The organism is Microcystis sp. Msp_OC_L_20101000_S702 (assembly GCF_007095705.1).
Taxonomy (GTDB): Bacteria; Cyanobacteriota; Cyanobacteriia; order Cyanobacteriales; family Microcystaceae; genus Microcystis; species Microcystis ichthyoblabe_A.
In genome coordinates this window covers 37,231-58,202 of the sequence record NZ_SFBO01000086.1, presented here as the reverse complement: position 1 = coordinate 58,202, position 20,972 = coordinate 37,231, and the positions used below count along the sequence as shown (strand labels likewise).

Here is a 20,972-nt window from a genome sequence, read left to right as displayed (position 1 = left end):
ATCTGCCGATAAAAATTCTTGAGCGGGAATCTGAGCTATCGACCTATCGCCGGAAGAATCAATCTCCAGTTTGATGGTGGTGGTGGGAATTTCCCAGGTATCAATTATTGCCGGCGTAGAAAAAGTGGTAAAGGGAGCTAAACGAGTATTTGGTAAGAAAAATTCTTGAGCGGGAATCTGAGTAATGACCTTCGGTGAGGAAGAACTAATAGTTACAGTTGCAGCCGACCCTTGATCCGTTTCGGCCCGACGGTGATATTGCCCCTGGGTGAGGAACTGACGCAAATCCGAGTCATCCTCCACTGACGGTTGATCAGATAGATTCAGAGACCCGGTTGAAGCGGAATTTGGAGAATGGGGCAGAGACTGATCCAGTGTTTGATTGTCCACTGGCATTAAATCTGACGCTTTTCCCGAGAGATTCTCCTCAGAAAAAGCTTGAGTTATCAATACCGACTCCGTGGAGGGCTGCTCGGAGCGTTTAGAGAGACTCTCTGAAAGGTTCGGGGAGGAGGAACCAATAGTTACAGTCATAGCCGACTCTTGATCCGTTTCAGCCCGACGGTGATATTGCCCCCGGGTCAGGAACTCAAATAAATCTGACTCATCTTTGGCTGACGGTTGATCAGACAGATTCAGAGACCCAGCTGACGCAGAAGAAACGGTTTTTTCTGTTTCAGCGACTTGAATGGTCTCTTGACGAGATTGGGTTTCTCGGTTCGCCGATGCTGCCGCAATCGTAAGAGACACGCCCTTAACATCGAGGATTTGTTCGGACGATCGATCGAGTAAGATTTGCCCCGAATCAGAAGTCAGAGCCTGATTTTGGGCAGAACACAAAGAAGGATAAAACCATTGCAACAGTTTAGCTTCTATGGCTTGCCAGTTAACCAATGGGAGCGGGTCAAATTTGCCAAACAAACGATCGCTTGATTGGTAGCGATGATCAACATACAGTATAATTGAACTAAAGCGTTTGACCTGCCCGTTAACCAATAACGATTCATGAGCATCATAAAACAACAAAATGAAGGGGGTTGAGCTAATAGCTAAACCCGACAAAATCACAAAAACAAAGAGGTGATTCGGAGACTCATTCGATCGCCTTGTCATCGAGATTCAGAAAGATAAATATTTTAGGCACTCCATACCGGATAAGCAACACGGTTCACCACTACTACCAAATAAATCATCACCGAAAAGGTTATCTAGAAGAGGGCGTGTGTTTTATGCCCCTACATAAAACGGATTTGCTCCACATTTGTGGGCGCAGGTTCTTTGCGCCCACAAATGTAATACACTAGAACGTTTCCGCCCGTGATATTGCGAAAGCCATTGGGCTTACTTACTTATCACCGGTCATCCTAGTCTAAAACTGGAGGCGTGAAATTAACAGTTAAAGTTGATGACTGAATTGTAAATGGGTTGGAAGGATTGCTGAATGAATTGTTAAAACTAGAAGTTATCCCCGTCGCTTCTTGACTAGATGGAAAAACTACATTAACTGTAGATACCGTGACAAGCTGACCATTGACTGCTGTTGGTTGTGGAATAGTAATACTTGTGCTGCCAACTCCGGTCGTTTCGTTTGTCACTCCATTATTGTTAATAACAGAAAGAAAACTAGGTTCTGTATTACCTTGGTTTCCCGTGACGGAAAAAGTAAGGGGTTTTAACTCAGGAACAGCAGTAGGAACACCCTTATCATCAAATGTGACATTTACTGTCGGAATTACCGGAGTGGGAGAATTGATTAGGGAAGTAGATGGGATATTATTTGTTGTTGTTACGTTTACCGTCGGAATGATCGGTTGAGATCTGAGGCTGGTAGCAGGAATATTATTTGTTGTTGTTACGTTTACCGTCGGAATGATCGGTTGAGATCTGAGACTGGTGGCAGGAATATTATTTGTTGTTGTTACGTTTACCGTCGGAATTGCTACATTTGGGGTTATTACGGGAATAACAGGAGTAGCAAGACCTGGAATAGAAATTCGGGGAATTGACTGGGCAATTACCCGATGATTAACGAGAAAAATTTGTGAAACAATAACTAAGACAGTTAGTGCTGATTCTTTGGAGTTGAGTCTGCTGAGAGTTTTCATTTTGTTAGCCTCATTTTTAATTGTTGACAAGGGAATCACGCTGTCACTTGTTTGGATTGTAAACAGCAATTAAATTTAACTGACTGTTGAGCTGGTTGGCATCGGTCACAGGAACTAACTCCTGGATATAGGGGCGGTAACTGTAAACCTGATAACCCTTTGCTTGGATGTATTGCATTATAGCACCATTGCTACCGTGGGCTCCAGCAATATTTTCATAGATAATATTGGGCTTAAATTCTGTCAATAAACGTTCTGCTCCCTGTAGAACTTTTATTTCATGTCCCTCGGCATCTATTTTTAACCAGTCAACCCTCGTCAGGTTTTCTGTTTCAATTAAACTATCAAGGGTTAAACATTGAATAGTTACAGTATTAGCCGAATCGGAACTAGGGGAATTATCGCTGATAACTTCATTTAACTCACTGGCATTATGGAGGGATAGTTTCGCCGAACCACAATGATCACTGGCCGCCGCTTCGTAAATTTTAACCCAAGGGAGTTGATTGATACGGCTTGTTTCTTGTAAGCAGTTTACACAAGCTTTAAATGGTTCGATAGCGATGACTTTCCCTGTTTCTCCCACCCTTTGAGCAGCACTAAAGGTATAAACTCCCACATTTGCCCCCACATCAATAACGGTCATATCAGGACGGATTTGGGTACGCCACAATTCCATTTCCGCTTCAAACCAATCTTTTTGGGCGAGTAAAACAGCAGTGGTAATACTTTTTAAGTTAGCTTCCACTGTCAGAATGAGATTATCATAGGGAACATAAGTAAAAGGATTTTCCGGTCTGGCTTGGGTCCAAATCCACTCTCCCACATCGGGAGAGTTGGGGTTAAAATGAGTGACCCCTTGCTGAAGCCAATATTCTGCCGCTTTTGCTTCCGGTAAGTTACGATAAGCCAAATAAAGAGCTTGTATTGAGGGTGCGTAATTGGGATTAATCTGATGGGCTTTGAGCAGGTAAAAAATACCATCCCATTTTTGCCCACAAAAACGAGCAATTCCTAGTTGTAACTGTACGATGGGAGATGTTGCAAGGGATTGAGAGATTAATTGTAGGGTATCTTGCCCAGAAGCGTTGTAAAAGTAGGGTTGAGATAGATTAAGAACTTCGGCACATAAAAATAATATTTGCTCGTAGCAGTTTTCGGCTGCTAGAATTTTCTCTAAATATTCAGTTTTGTTTAATAAAGTACGGGCGGTGGAAGGTAAATAGACAAGTCCTTTGTTTGAAGCGGTTTTCCTAAAAGCCGGATCAAGAATACCGACAAAAACAGAATAAGCTAAAACATAGGCTTTGCTGTAATCGCCTATTAGACTATAAATCAGCGCTAAATGGACGGCGGCTAAGGGATGGGCTTTTCCCTGCTCCAAAACCGCTATCGCATTGTTTAATAGTTGTTTGCGAAAGGCAATATCTTGTGTCTCTTCTGCCTCAATAAGCATAATAACTGCTACATTGTTCCATTCTCTGAGCGTAGTGGGTTGATTCCAGTTAGTATTATCAGCAAAAGCTAAAAGTTGATCACAATCTTCTGAGGTCATTTGAGGGCAATTTTTCTGCACATATTGACTGTAATAATTGAGGGGACTTTGCGTCTCTGTTTGAGAGCGCATTGCACTTATTTGTTGATCACCAGACTCTAATGGTTGTATTTTTTCCTGTTCTAGTTTTTTCCACATCTGTTGATAAGCATTTTCTAAGGCTAGAGTTAAACCTTCTATATCTCCTAGTTGAGATTTTTGAAAACGCTCTCTTAAGCTAGTTCTTAATGAGGCGATCGCCTCTAGATCCTGGGCAAAAGTAATGGCTTTGTTAACGTATTCTTCGGGACTATGAGCGATCCAATCCCCTAAGCCGATCGCCTGTAGGAGACTATTTCCCATCCGTTGAATTTTACGATCGCCAGCAAGGGTTAAAACCGGAACCCCCATCCACAAAGCATCGCAAGTGGTAGTACAACCATTGTAAGGAAAAGTATCAAGGTGAATATCGATACGATGATACAAGGCGAAATAATCCTCAGCCAATGTCGGTGAGTCAATTAATTCAACTTGTTCGAGATTAAAGCCCTGTTCTTGCAGGAATAATTCAACACTTTGTTTTTCTTCGGGATCGTCTAAATTATGATAGTGGCTTTTGAGGATGAGACGGGACTGAGGTAATGCCTGAAGGATTTTTGCCCAGAGGGATAAAAGGAAAGGATTAAGTTTAGAAAAATTGTTCAAACAACCAAAAGTAATATATTCTGAACTTAAAGCGGGCAGGGGATTGACTTCTAGGGCTTCCGGGGAAGGTTGATAAGCCACATAGCATCTGGGGAGTCGCCAAATCGTCTCGCTGGTTTTTTCTTCCGTATCTACGGGGTGTAAATGATGATCGGTGATCCAATAATCGATGGTAGGGATACCTGTCGTGGCAAAATAGCCCAAGTAGGAAGCTTGAATAGGGGCAGGTTTGCTAAAAAAGATCGGCAAGCGATTATCGTCTGTATGACCCGCTAAATCAATTAGGATGTCAATCTGATCCTGTTTAATTTGCTCGATTACTTCAGCATCGGTAAGTCCGAGGGTTGATCGCCAATGATCGCAAGAAGACTGAATTTCTTCCGTTATTTCATCAACTTTTTGGATTTCCCCATAACAATAAATCTCAAATTTTTGACGATCATGATGTTTAATAATTGGGGCAATAAACTTGCCCACGGGATGACGTTTAAAGTCAGGGGACACATAACCAATTTTGAGTTTGTGTTGGGCAGCAGACCCTTGGTTAGGGATATTTGATTGGGGGATAGTCAATTCTGTAATATTATTACTTGTATTTCCCCTGAGGATCGATAGGCCAATATTAATTACTTCTGTGAAATTATATTGAGGATTAGAACCATAATTGACGGTGAGATATTCCAGTAATTCTAAAGCATAATCAGGAAAGTACAATATGTCCGCGATACAAGCCTGTTTTAATAGTTTTTCCGGGGATACAGAGCTAGGTTGACTAAGTAAATCTTGAAAGTAAAAGGCATCAGACCACAACAGTTGTCCCGAAAGATACTGAGGAATACCCGCTTTAATCTCAACAGGAAAAGATTTTTTGGAAATACAATGTAATCCTTTAAAACCTTGAAGAAAAAAACCTTGCTGCCGTAAATGATTATCTACGTCAGCAAAAAGCGGTTGATTTTTATAGATAGGGGCAAATTCAACTTCGGTTTGAATAGCCAAGGTGCTGTTTTTGATGATCTGCTGCGCCCCTTGAAAAATATTTAATTCTGCCCCTTGTACATCTACCTGCAAAAAATCAATGCTGTCAACCAATTCACTGGCACAAAAACTATCCAGAGTGGTTGTTTCTATTTCTGATATATAGTCTAGGGTAAGAAATTCGGGGAGAAAATTGGGAAAACGAGATACATAGCTGTGATTTGGTTCATAAAGAGAACTACACATTTTCTCTTTAGTAACGTATAGTTGGGATTTGCCTTGAGTGTTACTAAGGGCGATGGGAATATGTTTTTCTTGATGCCTGATATTTCTTTCCTTTAAATTCTGATTCATGCGCTTACATTCATCAGCATCGGCCTCAAATCCATAGATAGTTAAGTTAGGGGCAAAAATTCCCCACGATTGACTACTATAATCATCGGCCCCAGAAATTTTTCGAGAACCTATCTGGGCGATGGTAATATGAATGTTATCTAAAAAATGTTGAGCTTTTAGCGTTTGTAAGAAGATAGTCATGGTAGTAAATTTAATGATTATAGAAACAACTGTAACTATTGACAATATTTAAGTTTGGATTTTGTTCCGATACCAACGAGAAGAAGCATCGTAAATTTCCTCGGAACTAACTTCTTTAATACCACTCAGCGCAAAAAGAAGTGCTGTATGAGCCAATTTATTTGCGGGATCACAGCGGAGGCACTGACGAAAACAATCAACCGCTTTCTTCTCATCAGGTTGACAGCTATAAACCACTCCCAGATTGTAATAGGCCATCGCATAGTCGGGATCTAACTCGATCGCTTTTTCAAAACAACTTTTTGCCTTGGTTAACAATTTTTGCTGCTTATAACTGATTCCTAAGTGTAAATAGGCGATCGCATCTTGGGGTTTGGCTTGAATAATTTTTTGGAAGCAACTGACTGCTTTATCAAACTTTTCCTGTTCGTAGAGAACGACTCCCAAGTTATAGCGCAATTCTAAGTTATGGGGTTGCAGCAGTAAGGCACAACGGTAGTATTTTTCCGCTTTGGCATAGTTTTCTTGGCGATCATACAGTTGCGCCAGGGATTTATAAACCTCCATATTAGTGGAATCTAACTGTACACTATGGGAATAACAAGCGATCGCCTTTTCCGTCTCTTCTAACTGTTCATAGACCAAGCCGAGATTATAAAAAGCGCTAGGATAATCAGGTTGAGATTCAATCGCTTGTTGATAATAACTAATCGCCTGCTGTAATTGTCCTTGTTGTGCCGCTAAAAAGCCCAGATTATGATAGGACTTGGCATAGGTGGGATCTACTTTTATCGCTTGCAGATAGAAGTTTTTGGCTGACTCCAATTCTCCCGTAAGGGTTTTTTCCCTTCCAAGTTGGTGATAATATGCCGCACTGTTCTCCTCTGGGACCACGGGAAGGGGAGGAGAATTAACCTTATTTTGTTCCTCTAAATAAATTTGCCACATTTGTCGATAAGCCTCCTCCATCGCCGCTGCCATTCCCTCGGCATCTAACAATTCCGATTGAGCTAGGCGATCGCGCATCGTAGCTCGTAAATTGGCTAAATAGACAGTATCTTGAGCAAATTGTACCGCCTTCTGCACATAATCTTCGGGAGTATCCGCAATCCACTCGTCTAAACCCACTGCTTTTAAGAGGGTGACACTCAAACGCTCCATATTACGTCCCCCGGCTAAAGTCAGGGTGGGAACTCCCATCCACAGGGCCTCGCAGGTGGTAGTACACCCCCCATAGGGAAACGGATCAAGATGAATGTCCACATTATTGTAGGACGAAAAATGTGCTTGATTGCCTAATAATCCCCCTTGAATAAACAGTCGATCAGCACTGATTCCCCGTTGGGTAAAGTCATTGATGATGTTCTCTTGAACCCTAGGATCAACCCCCGCCTGATGAATTGCTTTTAGGAAAAGACGGGAGTTAGGAACGGCTTTCAGTATTTGGCACCAAACATCAAGGGTTTCAGGGGTTAATTTTCTAGTGTTGTTCAAAGAACCGAAGGTAATTAAACCCGTTTTTTGACAAGGTAGGGGCGAAACCTCTGGGGTGTCGAGATAGTTGTTATAGGTTAGATAACAACGGGGTAAACGCCAAATTGTCTCACTGGTTAATTCGGGAGTGTCTAAAGGATGTAAGGCCTCATCGGTAATCCAATAATCAATGGTGGGTAAACCCGTGGTGGCAAAATAACCTAAATAGGTCGCCTGAATGGGAGCGGGTTTTATTCCCAACACTTTAAGGCGGTTCCCCGCAGTGTGACCGGCTAAATCTACCAAAATATCGATTTGATCTGCCTGGATTAACTCCGCTACTTCTAAATCCGATAAACCCACGGTAGAGCGCCAGTGATCGCAGGTGGCTTGGATTTTTTCAGTAATCTGATCTCCTTTTTCCACTTCGGCGTAGGCAAATATTTCAAATTGATCGTGATGATGATTTTCTAGTAAAGGTTTAATAAAAAAACTACAGGAGTGACGACGAAAATCAGGAGAAATATAGCCGATACGCAAGCGGCGATCGGGGTCTGGTTGTCTCCGGTGGTATTTGAGAGTAGGAAGGCTCTGCTTAACAACGTGGTAGATATACCAGAGATAGGAACTATCGAGAATCTCCTGGGGAGAAACAATGGTCAATGCGCCAAAACACCACAACAAAAATGAGTGGTTAATAGAATTATGCGGCTCTAGTTGCATGATTTTATGACTATAATCAACCGCATTGGCTATCTTACCGAGTTTTTCAGCACAAGTAGCTAAACATTGGAGGGCTGAAACATTGTCACTGTCTATGGTTAAGATTTTTTGATAATAGGCGATCGCCTCGTGAATATAACCACTTTTTTCTAAAACCATGCCGCAATTTTGTAGCGCGGGAATGTAATTAGGGTCAAGGGCTAATACTTGACGATAATAGCCGATCGCCTCGGGTAGTTTGTCCTGTTGTTGAAAGATGAGAGCCAGATTAAATAAGGGTTCAATGGCCGAAGGTTCAAACTCCAACGCCATCTCGTAACAGTTTTGCGCCTGAAGGAATTTTCCCCGTCGCTCCCATTGGTTACCCGTATTAATTAAATAGGCAACAAAATCCAGCAATAACTCCCATTCCTTCGCTGTTAAAAGACTTTTGGCTTTTGCCGATTCCCCTTGATCCTGCCAAAATTTAGCTAGTTGAAATTTGATACTAGGATGATTGGGGTCAAGATTTAAAACTTGAGTCAAGCATTCGCCTATTTCCAGGGTGATTGCTTGCTTTTTCTCGTCTTCGAGGTTTTCTCTCTGGCTAATTAATTGCTGTTTGAGATTTAAGCCTAAACGATAGTAGGCTTTAGCGTATTGAGGATTCAACCTAAGCGCTTGACGATAATAGTCGATCGCCGATTGCCATTGTTGTTGTTTTTCATTGACAACCCCCAAATTGTAATAGGATTGAGAACGCTCAGGCTCTAACTCGATCGCCTTGAGATACCAAGACTGAGCCAAAGCAAAATGACCCTGCTGGGTGAATTGATTGCCCAGATAGTGGGCGATTTCCGCACCTTGATTCCCTAAACCGCAATCGGCAAAGGAATCGATCAAAGAATTTTTTATTGCTTGATAAACTAGCTCCCGCTGCTCGGGTAGTATTTTCCAAACGTCTTTTTGTAGGGTTGCTAATAAATCCAGCCAAGTTGGCCAATTTATTTCTTTAACCAAATTTAAAAATATTTCCCTAAAGGTTTCGCCGGTTTCATCTCCGCCGAATAGCAGCAAGGGTTTAAAGAGACAGTGGATTAATAACTGCTCTTCTTTGGTAAAACATTCCTGCCAAGGCGCAGACTCGGTTGGAAAATCTAATAAATTCTCGATCGGATAATCTTGGCTATTAAACCTTAACCCAACGGACTGGGCTAGAGCCTCTATCTGCCCTAGGGGTGTTTGCCTGATGTCCTTTTCTTTTAACCAAATAACTCGATGGGCTAAGGGCAGCCAAATATGGGGCTGACATTGCAACTGTTTGGCCACGGCTTGGGTAACGGTCTCTTGACTACCCGTGATGGCGTTGCCCAAGGACTGACGCGGATCCGCGTGGCTATAGACCACTAACGCCCCCTCCCGTTGAATCTCCTGAAGGGCATCTTGCCCCAACACCTCAAACTGCAATAAAAGGGGGATAGCTTCTCCCTGCCGTAACCTTAAATAACGGTCAAGAGACACCGCATCTGGAAATACCCCCGCCTGAAAATCGAGGCCCGATTGAGTGTACAGTTCACCCAATACTCGGTAACTCCAAGCGGTTTGATAGTAGGGAATACGATTACAGAATATGATCATTACAACGACTGCATCCGCAGAGCTAGAAAGATTCAGGTTATTGGCAACCACTCAGAAGACGTTTGGGGAGTGACATCAGTAAAAAATTCTCCCCCTACCCTTCGGCTTTGCCCAGGGTAACAATTCCCTCACTGAAGCGCCGACTTTAAAAAGGGGACTTGTTGCTAATCTAAGACGGAAGTAACAGCAGTCCAAGCCCGGACGATACCAGACACATCCCCAAACTGACTGGCAGCAGCAGCCTGCGAAATAGCACCGGCAGTGGCACGCTCAACTGTTAGTTGCGTACCTGAGTTTACCTCCACCGTAGCGGTCAATACTGCGCCTGTAATAGCAACGAAGTTTTTGTCCTTAGCTAGGGTAAGGGTATCATAACTTATTTGTACTGAAATAGGAGAACTGAAAACATAGTCACTGGAGGGCAATACTCGCTCAACGGCAAAGCTATTGGTGGCTGCAGTGTTGCCATCGGTGAGAATGCTAGTGGTGGCACCGGACACTCGGGATTGGGATGCTGTACCGATAAATTGGGCTTGGGCACTGTCGCCAACGGATAATACACCCGCGGCGGCGAGACCACCGGCTAGAATAGCTCCTCTGGCGATTCCTTGGTAATTAGAGGCCTTCATTGTTTGTCTCCTTTGTTAAGGGGCCAATGATTTTGAGGTCATGAGGCAGACTATTGCTCAGTTCGTCGTCTCGATAAGCTGTTGACTATCTAAATTACTCGTTAAGATTGCGGGGGAGCGGGCTTCGTCCGTGAGCTTAACCGAAAGGGAGCGGGGAGAGGCAGTTTGAGCATTTGTACCAAAATTTCCGATAGCGCAGTTTAAATTCAGTACAGCTTACCCGCGTTTTCTTGGTATGGATCGTTACAGACTCGACCGTCATCAGCTATAGATAACTGCGGTTGGCCACTGTCAAGGTTTACCACCCAGAACTCTTGGCTCTGTCAATCACCTATTGGACGTAAGTACCTAAGCAAAATTAATTACACATTTCGATAAAGCTTTTGCCTCTTGCCTATTGCCTCTTGCCTGTCTTCACTAGGAGATTTATTTTGCATGACTACTTATCCCTTGCGATTGATCGATTAAAAAGAGGCCACCCAGGGCAATCCTGGGGGGCAACTGCACCACTTTTCTACCAGCGAAAAAAAACAGCAAGAGTTAATTCGGGTAGTATGTGGCTACAAAGTGGTATTTTTCACCCGGGTTGAGACGGGTTACCCACTTCAACTAATCTAAGACGGAAGTACCAGCAGTCCAAGCCCGCACGATACCGGACACATCCCCATACAGACTGCCAGCAGTAGCGGCTGTAATAGCGGCGGCAGTGGCACGTTCAACCGATGGGGTGGTAGATGCGTTTGCCACTGCACTAGCACTAAGCACTGCCGTTCCAATAACAGCGCCGACCACGGTCGCCGTACCAATCGCCTGCGAAACGTAACTTGCCTGTACGGTAATAGGACCGCTAAAAACATAATCACTGGAGGGCAATACTTGCTCAACAGCAAAGCTATTGGTGGCCGCAGTGTTGCCATCGGTGATAATGCTAGTGAGAGCAGCGGACACTCGGGATTGGGATGTCGCACCGATAAATTGGGCTTGGGCGCTTTCGCCAACGGACAATACACCAGCTGCGGCGAGACCACCAGCTAGAATAGCGGCTTTGGCGATTTCTTGGTAGTTAGAAGCTTTCATCGTTTGTTTCCTTCCTTAGAGGGGTTATATGGTTCTGAGGTCATGAGGCGGCTTATGAACTGTTTGGTCGTCTCAATGCCCTCGTTTTTTTTGGTATGGATTGTTACAGAATCCAACCTCTTTTAGCATACTACGCTAGGAGGCTCTACTGTCAAGATCGACTACACAAAACTTTAGTTTTGTCAGTGATCCATTGGACGTATCTTTTGTGATCGATGAATTAGAGGCAACTTGGGGCAATTCCGTGCCTAGTTATCCATTTTTCTAATTTTCTAGTAAGGAAAAAAACAGCAAGAGTTAATTCGGGTAATCGATCGAAGTCTTGTTATTCTTATAACTGGTAGGTTTCGAGATTTTTCTAGGCTCGCAGCTTAACCCGATCGACCGATAACTGATAGAGGGGTGCAGAATGGGAGAATGGTTAGATTTTATCGATGAAGTGGTCACTGTTAATGGCAAAGGTGAGAAAATTAAACGGGAAAAAGTCACTAATCGAGGTTATAAATATTTTTTAAGCAAAAAAACCTTTTTAGAAATGATTTCTATCCCTAGCGGTCAATACCTCATCGGTGCGCCCAAAAGCGAGTTAGGCTGGAAATCGAGTCAAAGTCCCCAATCTCTGGTTAATATTCAGGCTTTTTGTCTGAGTCGCTACCCAATCACCCAACGACAATGGCGCGAGGTGGCAAAATTAGAAGCAGTAAATATTGAACTTAATCCCTATCCGGCCCATTTTGAAGGTTATGATCGCCCCGTAGAACAAATTAACTGGTGGGAAGCGGTGGAATTTTGCGATCGCCTATCCCGTCTCACGGGACTGAATTATCGTTTACCCGCAGAAAAAGAATGGGAATACGCTTGTCGGGGAGGTACATCCACCCCCTTCCACTTCGGCCCGACAATTTCCACGGATTTAGCCAACTATTCCGGGGTGGACTGGGATTATGGCGGCAAAGTGTGCAGTTCTGGTCGTTATGGGGAAGGTTCCCTAGGCTGCGATCGCAGGGAAACCACACCAGTGGGAATGTTTGCCGTCGCTAACCCTTTCGGACTCTACGATTTGCACGGAAATGTCAGGGAATGGTGTGCAGATTACTGGCGCGATAACTACGAAGCAGCCACAATAGAAGATAGGGACAGACGAGTTTTACGCGGCGGTTCCTGGAATGACGGCCCTAACAAATGTCGCTCGGCCTACCGAGTCAAATTTATGGCTACTGCTGGACTCTATGATATTGGTTTTCGTGTGGTTAGCGATAATTCTCCTTAAATCTGAAAACCGATCACTGATTACTGGTGACAGGGAGGTGAAAAAATTGAAAATAGAACTACCCCAGCAAATAATCAGCGAATTTTGTCAGAAATGGCAGATATCTGAAATGTGTTTATTCGGATCGGTTTTGCGGGAAGATTTTCGTCCAGATAGCGATATTGATATACTGGTCAGTTTTCAAGATAGTGTTTCTTGGGGACTTCTGGAGTTTTCGAGGATGAAACGGGAATTAGAGAATTTATTGGGACGGAAAGTTGATTTGCTAACGAAAAAATCGATCGAGCAGAGTCATAATTGGATTCGTCAACGAGAGATTTTAGGGACAGCGCAAGTGATTTATGTGGCGGGATAAGGCTTTTTTACTAGATATTGTCCGAGCAGGTCAATTAGCTCAACAATTTGCCGAGCAACTGGATCGGGAACTACTAGAATCGGATTTACGCACCCAATCCGCAATTCTCTATCAAATTACTATTATGGGAGAAGCTACCAAGCGCCTATCCCCTGGATTTCGTAAACAACATCCAGAAATTCCTTGGGACGACATCGCCGGTATGCGAGATATTATCGCCCATCAATATGATCGGATCGATCTTGATATCGTCTGGCAGGTTATTCGACGCAATATTCCTGAACTATTGAACTTGTTAATACCTTTATTGCCCACACAAGATACTTGATTAGTGATATCTTTGATAAGGTTCGGTAAAATGAAAGAGAAATACTAACTTTAAATCAGACTTCTGGTCAAATTTTAAAAATGTACCGCTCCTCGATCGAGAGTTAGAATTGATTTTAGAGACAATAAAGGTGATTTAACCAAATGATTGCTAACTTTGACCATAACTATCTTTCCCCAGAAGATTATTTAGCAACGGAGAGAATAGCCAAGGATAAACACGAATACATTCGCGGTCAAACCTACGCCATGGCTGGTGCAAGTAAAGCCCATGGTATGATTATTATCAACTTAGCCACACTTTTAAAAAACCGGCTGCGGGGTAGTGGTTGTCTTGTCTATGCCACAGCTATGAAAGTTCGTCTAGAAATAGCTAATAGTTATTTTTATCCCGATCTTGTAGTTACTTGCGACTCGCGAGATAATCAGTCTTTCTCGGAAGATTTTATCCGTTATCCGCGCTTGATTGTAGAAGTATTATCCCCCACTACTGCTGCCTTTGACTGGGGCGATAAATTTGCCGACTATCGTTCGATCGAAACTTTAGAAGAATACGTTCTTATCAGTCAAGAACGCATCAGTGTGGATTGTTTTCGTCGCAATGACGAAGGATTCTGGGTTCTTTATCCCTACAGCAAAGGAGCAGATATTTATCTAGCTAGTATCGATTTTCACTGTGCGATCAAATCTTTATATGAAGATATAACAGAAATCTGTTAAAAAATCAGATCAGTTTTTTTCTATGTACTATTTACTTTTTACTTGATTAATGCTTGCTATTCTCTCCGCTATTATTCCAGTGGGTTTTATCATCCTCATCGGTGTGATAGCAGGAAAAGTTCTCACTGTGGAAGTGCATTCCCTTTCCCAAATCACGGTGTATATTCTTGCTCCCGCTTTGGTGATTGATGGACTCTATCGCACCACTTTATCCGGCAGCAATATCGGTTTAATTCTCCTAGGCTTTGCTCTTATCTCACTGGTAATGGCGATTGTCGTCGAAATTATGGCCTATTGTCTCAGTCTCGATGCCGATACCCGCAAAAGCCTCATGGCTGCCGCTGTGATGCCCAATAACGGTAATATGGGTTTACCGGTGGCTAGTTTTGCCCTGGGTGCGGCCGGACTGGAAAGAGCGATAATCTATATGATTGGTTCTAGTATTCTGTTATTTGGTATTAGTCCCGCTTATTTGCGAGGAAAAAGCTTTCTTTCAGGATTTCGCTTAGTTTTTCAATTGCCCTTAATCTGGTCAATTTTTATCGGCATTAGCTTTCAAACTTTCTCTTTTCATCTTCCCCTGCAATTAGATAAAAGTATTAGCTATCTAGGAGAAGCGGCAATTCCTTTGGCTTTAATTATCCTAGGTATCCAATTATCTCAGCAAAAATTAGCGATCGGTAAATTAGAATTATTAGGGGCCTGTTTGCGTCTTTTAGTCGCTCCTCTTTTGGCATTTGCGATCGGCAATAGTTTAGGATTAACTGGTATGGATCTAAAAATTCTTATCCTACAGAGTGCCATGCCCACCGCCGTTAATACCGTCATTTTAGTCACAGAATTCGGTGGTTCAGCAGCTTTAATGGCCCGCACAGTTGTGGTCACTACCCTTGCTAGTTTTCTGACTATTCCTTTCTTTCTTTGGTTATTAAAAGTCTATTTATAAGTAGGGTTTGCAGTAAAAAGTTTGTTGGTGGAGTTAGGAGTCAGTTATCAGTTATCAGTTATCAGTTCACTGAGAAAACTCCCCACTTCCCCACTTCCCACACCCTACACCCCACACCCCACTTCTCACTTCATAATTCATAATTTAACCTTTGACTCACTCCAGCAATAGCAGCCAAGAGAAGCCAAACAATAGTATTAATCTTGACATCGGAGAGGGTGACATCGACGAGATTAAATAAAACGCAAGCACCAAAGGCCACCAGATAGGTAAAGATAATTAACTCCCCCCCGGCTTTTTGTTGCCGTAGAAAGATAAATAAACGCACCCCTTGGGCATAAATCCAACCCACCCAAACAGACAACAAAATTAAGCCGATAATTCCCGTTTCTGCCATTAACATCAAATATAAATTATGGGGATGACCTAACCATAATCCCTGACTTTTTTCGTAGAGAGGTGTAAAACTGCGTAATCCCCAACCGAATAGGGGTCTTTCTTGGGTCATTTCTAGAGTAAAACGCCATTGAGTTGATCTGAGAGTAGCTAGAGGGCGATTGGGGAACATTTCATCGGATAATCGCGCCCAAATCGCCCTAGGAACCAAAAAACGCAGACTATCCCTGAAAGGATTTGGTCCCCAAGAAGCAAGGGAAATCATCCCTCCCAAGAGGACAAAACCAGCGACTAAGGCATTCCAACCCAGATAAAGGGCAAAAATTAGGCAACCTAAAAAGGCTAAGGCCCAAGCATTGCGAGAATTGCTTAAAAATAGCCCTACACTGTCGATAAATATGGTTAAAGTTAAAAACCCGACTTTGAGATTTAAAAGGTTATTTCTTTGTCTGTGCCACTGCCGCCAAGTTAGAATTAATAAACCGATCGCTAAAATCAGAGTTATCAGTAAATAAGCCCCCAGAAGATTAGCATACATAAAAACCGAAGACATTCGCCCTAAAGGTTCGCCCCCCGCTCCGTAGGGCCAGGTAAAAATCCCTTTTAATGCTTCCGGTTTTTGCCAACCGAGAAAAATTTGTCCCCATCCCATCACCACTACCCAAACCGACGGAATAACCATCGCCCAAGCTAGTTGACGCAATTGGGAGGGTTTTTTAATTAATTGCCGAATATTGCTAAAAAAGAAGAAAAAAGGCAGAAAATTTCCTAAACCAATCCAAGCATCCCCCGGAGTTGGGGAAAGACTGGCACTAATCATTAACCAAAGAGTGACGATACCGAGACCTTGATTGAGACGTGACCGGATAATTGCCCGAAAATTGCCGGTAAAAACCCTTATTAAGACGATAATAATGCCGATACCCGCCAACTCCGGCAGGACCATGGCAATAAAAACTGAAAAAAGTATTAAATTCCACTCCCACCCTTGACAAAAAATCTTTTTCATGTTATGCAGGTTGCCAACAATCGTCACGAGTCAGACGAATTTGGGCAAGGGCAAAAATAGTCGGGATAATCCGGCCGTAATCGGTGGCGATCGCCTTCCAACCGAGATCAGCAATAAACCAACCCCATAGAGCCGGTCCTACCAAACTTAACACGGTTCTGACGGCTCCGTAGCGGGCTGCCGCTCTAGTCATGCCCTGTTTAGCCGTTTGTAGGGCGATTTGATTAACAATTGCCCCACCCTGGACTAGGGCAGTTTTTGCCCCTTGATAGCGGGCAAAATGGAGAGCGAACTGCCCGGCGATATGTTTGAGCAGAATCGGTTTCAGGATAGAATTAATGGCGATGACGCTGCCGCCTTTGAGGACTATATCGAGGGGATTGTGTTGTAGGTGAACCGGTAAGGGTTGGGGAGTGTGGGAATCCGCGAGTGCTTTTTGAATTTGAATCGAGAGGGATTTTTGTTCCGATGGGGGGAGACGTTTCCAAGCTTTGTTAACGAGGTGAAGATAGATTTCCGCTTCAATTTCCGTTGTCGGCATTTTTTGGGAGTAGGGAACCTTGAGGAAATGACAGACACGGACGAGAATTTGACGATAACTAACTTTTTCGGTTTGACCTTTTAATACTGTCACACCATCGGCAGCCAAGTAACGAAAACGATCCTCGACGCTATCTAACCAACTATCCCAATCTTGACTTTGAACGGCGATTGCGTCCGGCGCTCGTAGATAATCGAGAGGGTTAAAACGACGGCAAAAGAGGATGTTAGTGATTTGCTGTAGTTCCTCCTCGGTGGCTAACTCCAAAGCTGTGCGTAGTTCGTCCAATGTGGTTTCTCCTCCTCAGCCCCAATAATCAAATCAGTTTCGCTAGTGCTGATTAATACTAATATTAACTCAAGGGTTGACGGGGTTAGGAAGGCTAGTGACAAATTTTTCGATTAAGGTTGGGATCATTGGTGCGGGTTTAGCCGGGTTAACCTGCGCTCGTCAGTTGTGCGATCGAGGTTATACTGTTAAGCTATTTGATAAGTCTAGAGGCATTGGTGGTCGTTTAGCCACGCGACGGGTTAATCGAGCTAATCAAGAGATGGCTGTGGATCATGGCTTGCCTTTTTTGACTATTCAGGGGGAAAAAACGGCGGCTTTAATTGATAATCTCCTGAGAGAGAATATAGTTACTTCTTGGTTTGATTCTAGCTATGTTGCTCCTTCTGGCATGAATAGCGTGGCGAAATTTTTAGCTCAAGGGTTAGAAATTGAACGAGATTTTCTGGTTACTCGTCTGGAAAATCGTCAAGGAAAATGGGTTTTAAACAATAACGGTCAAATTCGGGGGGAGTTTTCGGCGATTGTCCTGGCTATTCCCGCCCCGCAAGCGGCGTTATTGTTAGAAAACTCTCATATAACTACTATGCCAGAATTGCGATCAATCGTTTACGATCCCTGTTTAACGGTAATGGCGGGTTATGGCGATTCTTTACCCGCAGTTGCTCCCTCCACCGATATCGCTTGGTTAGGACTTGATAGCAGTAAACGGCAATCATCCCCTGATTATGTCTTTGTTGTGCATAGTAGTGCCGATTTTGCGGTTAAATATCTCGATAGCGAGGATTTAGAAGCAGTTAAGCTAGATTTGCTCTCTCGTGCTTCTTTGCCTCTCCCGGATTGGTCTCAGCTGCACCGTTGGCGTTATGCTTTAGTCCGTCAGGGTTTAGCTGTACCCTGTTTAAGTGTTAATAGTCCTTTACCTCTAGTTGCCTGTGGTGATTGGTGTCAAGGGGGAGATTTATCGAGAAATTCTTCCCTAGAAACGGCCTTAACTTCTGGGATAGCGGCAGCTAATCAAGTTCAGCAGCTACTCTCTTAAGAATCTAGGGACAGGGTTAAATTCTTAGGTTAAGGTTGGGTTAACAAAAGGTTAAACATATAATAATGTAGGTATCCTATACTGGGGGTCGGTAACAATGGAAAAATTCAATTCTAAAGATAACTTTCTCTACCCTAAAACCAGCTACAGGGGTTTATTCACGCCACAAAATTTAGTTTTTAACGCTAATTTGCAGGAATTCGCCCTGAGAGTCTCTTTTATCGCTGGTTTACACAGTGGGGGAAAGCTTACCTCCACGGAAGCTTACGAGAAAATTAACCAGCTTTGGCAAGAGTTGAATACCAGTCAAAAATTCCTACTAGCTAATCATTTTGAGGATCACGGAGATTGAGAGATGGGGTTTTTCAGTGACCAGTAAACAGCATCTAGACTGCCACAGTAACAAAAGTGGGTCAAGTAGTTCTTAGTTATGTCAGAGCTTTCTGACCATAGCTGGCTTTCATCTTCTAGATAAAAATGTTATCAAAAGACAAAAGCGGGTAATTCTGCCGCTACAATATGATAGCGAGTTGTCAAGAGAACAGTAAAAGAACTGCCAATTGGATCTAGATGCCTCAATATACTACTAAACAAGCAACGGAAAACCCTGTTGTGTCCGACCAGTCCGCCAATAATCCCTTTTCACTATTTGGTCAATTTTGGGAAAGCCTAAAAATTGTCGCTCAACCCTATTGGTATCCAACGGAGTTAAATGGACGTGCCTTTGGAGATGTGATCATTTCTTGGGGAATGTCAGCTTTGATCCTTTTAAGTATCTTGGCAACAGTCGGGGTAGAAGCTTTTAGTAGCTACTGGAATCGTTATGTACTCGATATTATTATTGAAGATAGAGATCTTTCTAAATATCTCAATACGCTTTGGTTATCCAGTTTGTTGATTATAGGAACAACGGGGTTATTTGCTTTTTCTCAATTTATTCGTCGTCAAGTGGCATTGGATTGGTATAAGTGGTTAACCAAACAAACCGTTAAAAAATATCTCAATGATCGCGCTTATTATAACATTGATTTTACCTCAGCTTTAAAAAATCCCGATCAAAGATTATCTCAAGAAATTGAACCAATTACGACCATGACCCTAAGGTTGTTAATTACCTTCGTGGAAAAAGGGTTACAAATGATTACTTTTGCGATTATTCTTTGGACAATTTCTCGGCAAATTGCGGTTTATCTAATAATTTATACGATCGCAGGAAATTTCATAGCAATTTATCTAACTCAAGAATTAAACAAAATTAATCAATCGGAGCTTAATAATAAAGCTGATTATAATTATGCTTTAACCCATGTACGTAACCACGCCGAATCAATTGCTTTTTTTCAGGGAGAAGAGCAGGAAGAAAAAATCATTGAAAGCCGTTTTGAACGGGTTATTCAAAGCTCGGAAAACCTGATCAATTGGGAACGGTTTAATAATCTTTTTAATCGAGGTTATCAGTCAGCGATTAGTGTATTTTCAATGTTTATTTTGACCCCGATGTTTATTAAAAACGAAATCGATTATGGGGAAATTAGTCAAGCGAGTTTATGCTGTTTCCTTTTTTCTAATGCCTTGGGACAATTAATTACTGAATGGGGAACATCGGGTAAAGTTTCAAGTTATATTGAACGGTTAGCTACCTTGACAGATGCCTTAAAAGTTGCCAGTGAAGAGCCGAAAAACTTAAGTCGTATTATCACCCTGGAAGATAATCGTCTAGCTTTTGAAAATTTTACCCTACAAACTCCCGATTATGAAAAGGTAATTGTGGAAAATTTATCGGTTTCTGTCCCTTTGGGAGAAAGCTTACTGATTATTGGCCCCAGTGGTCGAGGAAAAAGTTCCTTGTTACGAGCAATCGCCGGTTTATGGAAAGCAGGTAGTGGTCGTTTAGTTCGTCCTCCTTTAGCTAAAATGTTATTTTTACCCCAACGTCCTTATATTATCCTTGGCACTTTACGCCAGCAATTACTTTATCCCCATACCAATGAGCAGGTGAGCGATGAAGAATTAGAAAACATCTTAAAAAAAGTCAACCTGCAACATTTATTAACTGACAAAAATACCTTAGATAAACAAGTCAATTGGGAACAGATTTTATCCCTCGGAGAACAACAAAGATTAGCTTTTGCTCGACTATTAATCACTAAACCTACCTTTACTATCTTAGATGAAGCAACCAGCGCTTTAGATTTGGCCAATGAAGCCAGCTTATATCAGCAATTACAGGAAAGTGAAACCACCTTTATTAGTGTTGGTCATCGGGAAAGTTTATTTAATTATCATCGATGGGTCTTAGAGTTAACAGAAAATTCCCATTGGCAGCTGTCAACTGTAGAAGATTATCAGCGCAAAAAAGTGAATAACCTAGTGATGATGTCAAAAAAATCAGAAAATTTTTCGTCGGTAAAAATAGAGACTTTGTCTGAGGTTAAAACTGAGCATGATGCGGAAATTGCCGGAGTTTCTGAAATAGCCGAAGGTTTGTCCCATCAACAAATGCAGTCCCTAACTGATTATTCTTTAAGTAACGTCCGGAGTCGTGCCAGTTTAGGTAAAATTATTACTGCCAAAGATGGTTTTAATTATCGTTACGATAAAGACCCAAAAACCTTAAAATGGGTGAGAATATAGCTAATGGGGTGACAAACAGATTGAAATTGAGACAGAGTATTCAGACTTTCCCCTCTCAGGAGAACT

Annotated in this window: 15 protein-coding genes and 1 pseudogene; 8 read left to right on the top strand and 8 right to left on the bottom strand. The window is 42.6% G+C overall.

Annotation, left to right across the window (positions count from 1 at the left end; translation table 11 throughout):
• From EWV60_RS09315 to EWV60_RS09290, 6 genes and pseudogenes are all read right to left on the bottom strand, one after another.
• A pseudogene (locus EWV60_RS09315) lies at positions 1–1,113 on the bottom strand (hypothetical protein); the annotation flags it as partial.
• A gap of 251 nt (positions 1,114–1,364) precedes the next feature.
• Entirely contained in the window at positions 1,365–2,105 is a 741-nt protein-coding gene (locus tag EWV60_RS09310; RefSeq protein ID WP_228051272.1) for a hypothetical protein, read from the bottom strand.
• Positions 2,106–2,148: 43 nt separating this feature from the next.
• The gene (locus EWV60_RS09305; protein WP_287232006.1) at positions 2,149–5,859 is read right to left on the bottom strand and encodes an FkbM family methyltransferase; all 3,711 of its coding nucleotides are present in this window, start codon (positions 5,857–5,859) and stop codon (positions 2,149–2,151) included.
• A 48-nt stretch (positions 5,860–5,907) separates the two neighbouring features.
• On the bottom strand, positions 5,908–9,672 hold the full coding sequence (locus tag EWV60_RS09300; RefSeq protein WP_287232004.1) for a tetratricopeptide repeat protein: 3,765 nt from the start codon (positions 9,670–9,672) through the stop codon (positions 5,908–5,910).
• A 164-nt stretch (positions 9,673–9,836) separates the two neighbouring features.
• Positions 9,837–10,301: a hypothetical protein gene (locus tag EWV60_RS09295; RefSeq protein WP_287232001.1), complete on the bottom strand. Its 465-nt coding sequence runs from the start codon at positions 10,299–10,301 to the stop codon at positions 9,837–9,839.
• A 609-nt stretch (positions 10,302–10,910) separates the two neighbouring features.
• A complete protein-coding gene (locus tag EWV60_RS09290; protein WP_287232000.1) occupies positions 10,911–11,378 on the bottom strand; it encodes a hypothetical protein in 468 nt (155 codons plus the stop codon).
• 409 nt (positions 11,379–11,787) lie between these two features.
• Here EWV60_RS09290 and EWV60_RS09285 point away from each other — a divergent pair, with 409 nt between their 5' ends.
• The 5 genes from EWV60_RS09285 to EWV60_RS09265 all read left to right on the top strand — a co-directional run bounded on the left by EWV60_RS09285 (position 11,788) and on the right by EWV60_RS09265 (position 14,996).
• Positions 11,788–12,648 (top strand): formylglycine-generating enzyme family protein, encoded by an 861-nt coding sequence (locus tag EWV60_RS09285; RefSeq protein WP_287231998.1) that lies wholly within the window; start codon positions 11,788–11,790, stop codon positions 12,646–12,648.
• Positions 12,608–13,003 (top strand): nucleotidyltransferase family protein, encoded by a 396-nt coding sequence (locus EWV60_RS09280; protein WP_002792275.1) that lies wholly within the window; start codon positions 12,608–12,610, stop codon positions 13,001–13,003. The genes EWV60_RS09285 and EWV60_RS09280 overlap by 41 nt, the downstream gene beginning before the upstream one ends.
• The gene (locus tag EWV60_RS09275) at positions 12,990–13,331 is read left to right on the top strand and encodes a HepT-like ribonuclease domain-containing protein (protein WP_002734383.1); all 342 of its coding nucleotides are present in this window, start codon (positions 12,990–12,992) and stop codon (positions 13,329–13,331) included. Before EWV60_RS09280 ends, EWV60_RS09275 begins: the two co-directional genes overlap by 14 nt.
• A 143-nt stretch (positions 13,332–13,474) precedes the next feature.
• Entirely contained in the window at positions 13,475–14,050 is a 576-nt protein-coding gene (locus EWV60_RS09270) for a Uma2 family endonuclease (protein ID WP_287231995.1), read from the top strand.
• A gap of 49 nt (positions 14,051–14,099) precedes the next feature.
• A complete protein-coding gene (locus EWV60_RS09265) occupies positions 14,100–14,996 on the top strand; it encodes an AEC family transporter (RefSeq protein WP_287231993.1) in 897 nt (298 codons plus the stop codon).
• 130 nt (positions 14,997–15,126) lie between these two features.
• Here EWV60_RS09265 and EWV60_RS09260 read toward each other — a convergent pair whose 3' ends face one another.
• The gene (locus EWV60_RS09260) at positions 15,127–16,401 is read right to left on the bottom strand and encodes an O-antigen ligase family protein (protein ID WP_287231992.1); all 1,275 of its coding nucleotides are present in this window, start codon (positions 16,399–16,401) and stop codon (positions 15,127–15,129) included.
• Position 16,402: 1 nt separating this feature from the next.
• Positions 16,403–17,230 carry a YaaW family protein gene (locus EWV60_RS09255; protein WP_287231991.1) on the bottom strand — a complete coding sequence of 276 codons (828 nt, stop codon included), beginning with the start codon at positions 17,228–17,230 and terminating at the stop codon, positions 16,403–16,405.
• Positions 17,231–17,327: 97 nt separating this feature from the next.
• Here EWV60_RS09255 and EWV60_RS09250 point away from each other — a divergent pair, with 97 nt between their 5' ends.
• From EWV60_RS09250 to EWV60_RS09240, 3 genes are all read left to right on the top strand, one after another.
• Positions 17,328–18,272, top strand: coding sequence for an NAD(P)/FAD-dependent oxidoreductase (locus tag EWV60_RS09250; protein WP_193979781.1), 945 nt, complete (start codon positions 17,328–17,330; stop codon positions 18,270–18,272).
• Between the two features lie 97 nt (positions 18,273–18,369).
• On the top strand, positions 18,370–18,624 hold the full coding sequence (locus EWV60_RS09245; RefSeq protein ID WP_002740468.1) for a DUF7219 family protein: 255 nt from the start codon (positions 18,370–18,372) through the stop codon (positions 18,622–18,624).
• Positions 18,625–18,842: 218 nt separating this feature from the next.
• A complete protein-coding gene (locus EWV60_RS09240) occupies positions 18,843–20,906 on the top strand; it encodes an ABC transporter ATP-binding protein/permease (protein WP_287231989.1) in 2,064 nt (687 codons plus the stop codon).
• The last annotated feature ends 66 nt before the right edge of the window (positions 20,907–20,972 follow it).

Excerpts from the sequence above, each read along its gene's own strand:
- EWV60_RS09310 (WP_228051272.1), bottom strand. The coding sequence starts at position 2,105 with ATGAAAACTCTCAGCAGACTCAACTCCAAAGAATCAGCACTAACTGTC.
- EWV60_RS09305 (WP_287232006.1), bottom strand. The coding sequence starts at position 5,859 with ATGACTATCTTCTTACAAACGCTAAAAGCTCAACATTTTTTAGATAAC.
- EWV60_RS09300 (WP_287232004.1), bottom strand. The coding sequence starts at position 9,672 with ATGATCATATTCTGTAATCGTATTCCCTACTATCAAACCGCTTGGAGT.
- EWV60_RS09295 (WP_287232001.1), bottom strand. The coding sequence starts at position 10,301 with ATGAAGGCCTCTAATTACCAAGGAATCGCCAGAGGAGCTATTCTAGCC.
- EWV60_RS09290 (WP_287232000.1), bottom strand. The coding sequence starts at position 11,378 with ATGAAAGCTTCTAACTACCAAGAAATCGCCAAAGCCGCTATTCTAGCT.
- EWV60_RS09285 (WP_287231998.1), top strand. The coding sequence starts at position 11,788 with ATGGGAGAATGGTTAGATTTTATCGATGAAGTGGTCACTGTTAATGGC.
- EWV60_RS09280 (WP_002792275.1), top strand. The coding sequence starts at position 12,608 with ATGATATTGGTTTTCGTGTGGTTAGCGATAATTCTCCTTAAATCTGAA.
- EWV60_RS09275 (WP_002734383.1), top strand. The coding sequence starts at position 12,990 with ATGTGGCGGGATAAGGCTTTTTTACTAGATATTGTCCGAGCAGGTCAA.
- EWV60_RS09270 (WP_287231995.1), top strand. The coding sequence starts at position 13,475 with ATGATTGCTAACTTTGACCATAACTATCTTTCCCCAGAAGATTATTTA.
- EWV60_RS09265 (WP_287231993.1), top strand. The coding sequence starts at position 14,100 with ATGCTTGCTATTCTCTCCGCTATTATTCCAGTGGGTTTTATCATCCTC.
- EWV60_RS09260 (WP_287231992.1), bottom strand. The coding sequence starts at position 16,401 with ATGAAAAAGATTTTTTGTCAAGGGTGGGAGTGGAATTTAATACTTTTT.
- EWV60_RS09245 (WP_002740468.1), top strand. The coding sequence starts at position 18,370 with ATGGAAAAATTCAATTCTAAAGATAACTTTCTCTACCCTAAAACCAGC.
- EWV60_RS09240 (WP_287231989.1), top strand. The coding sequence starts at position 18,843 with ATGCCTCAATATACTACTAAACAAGCAACGGAAAACCCTGTTGTGTCC.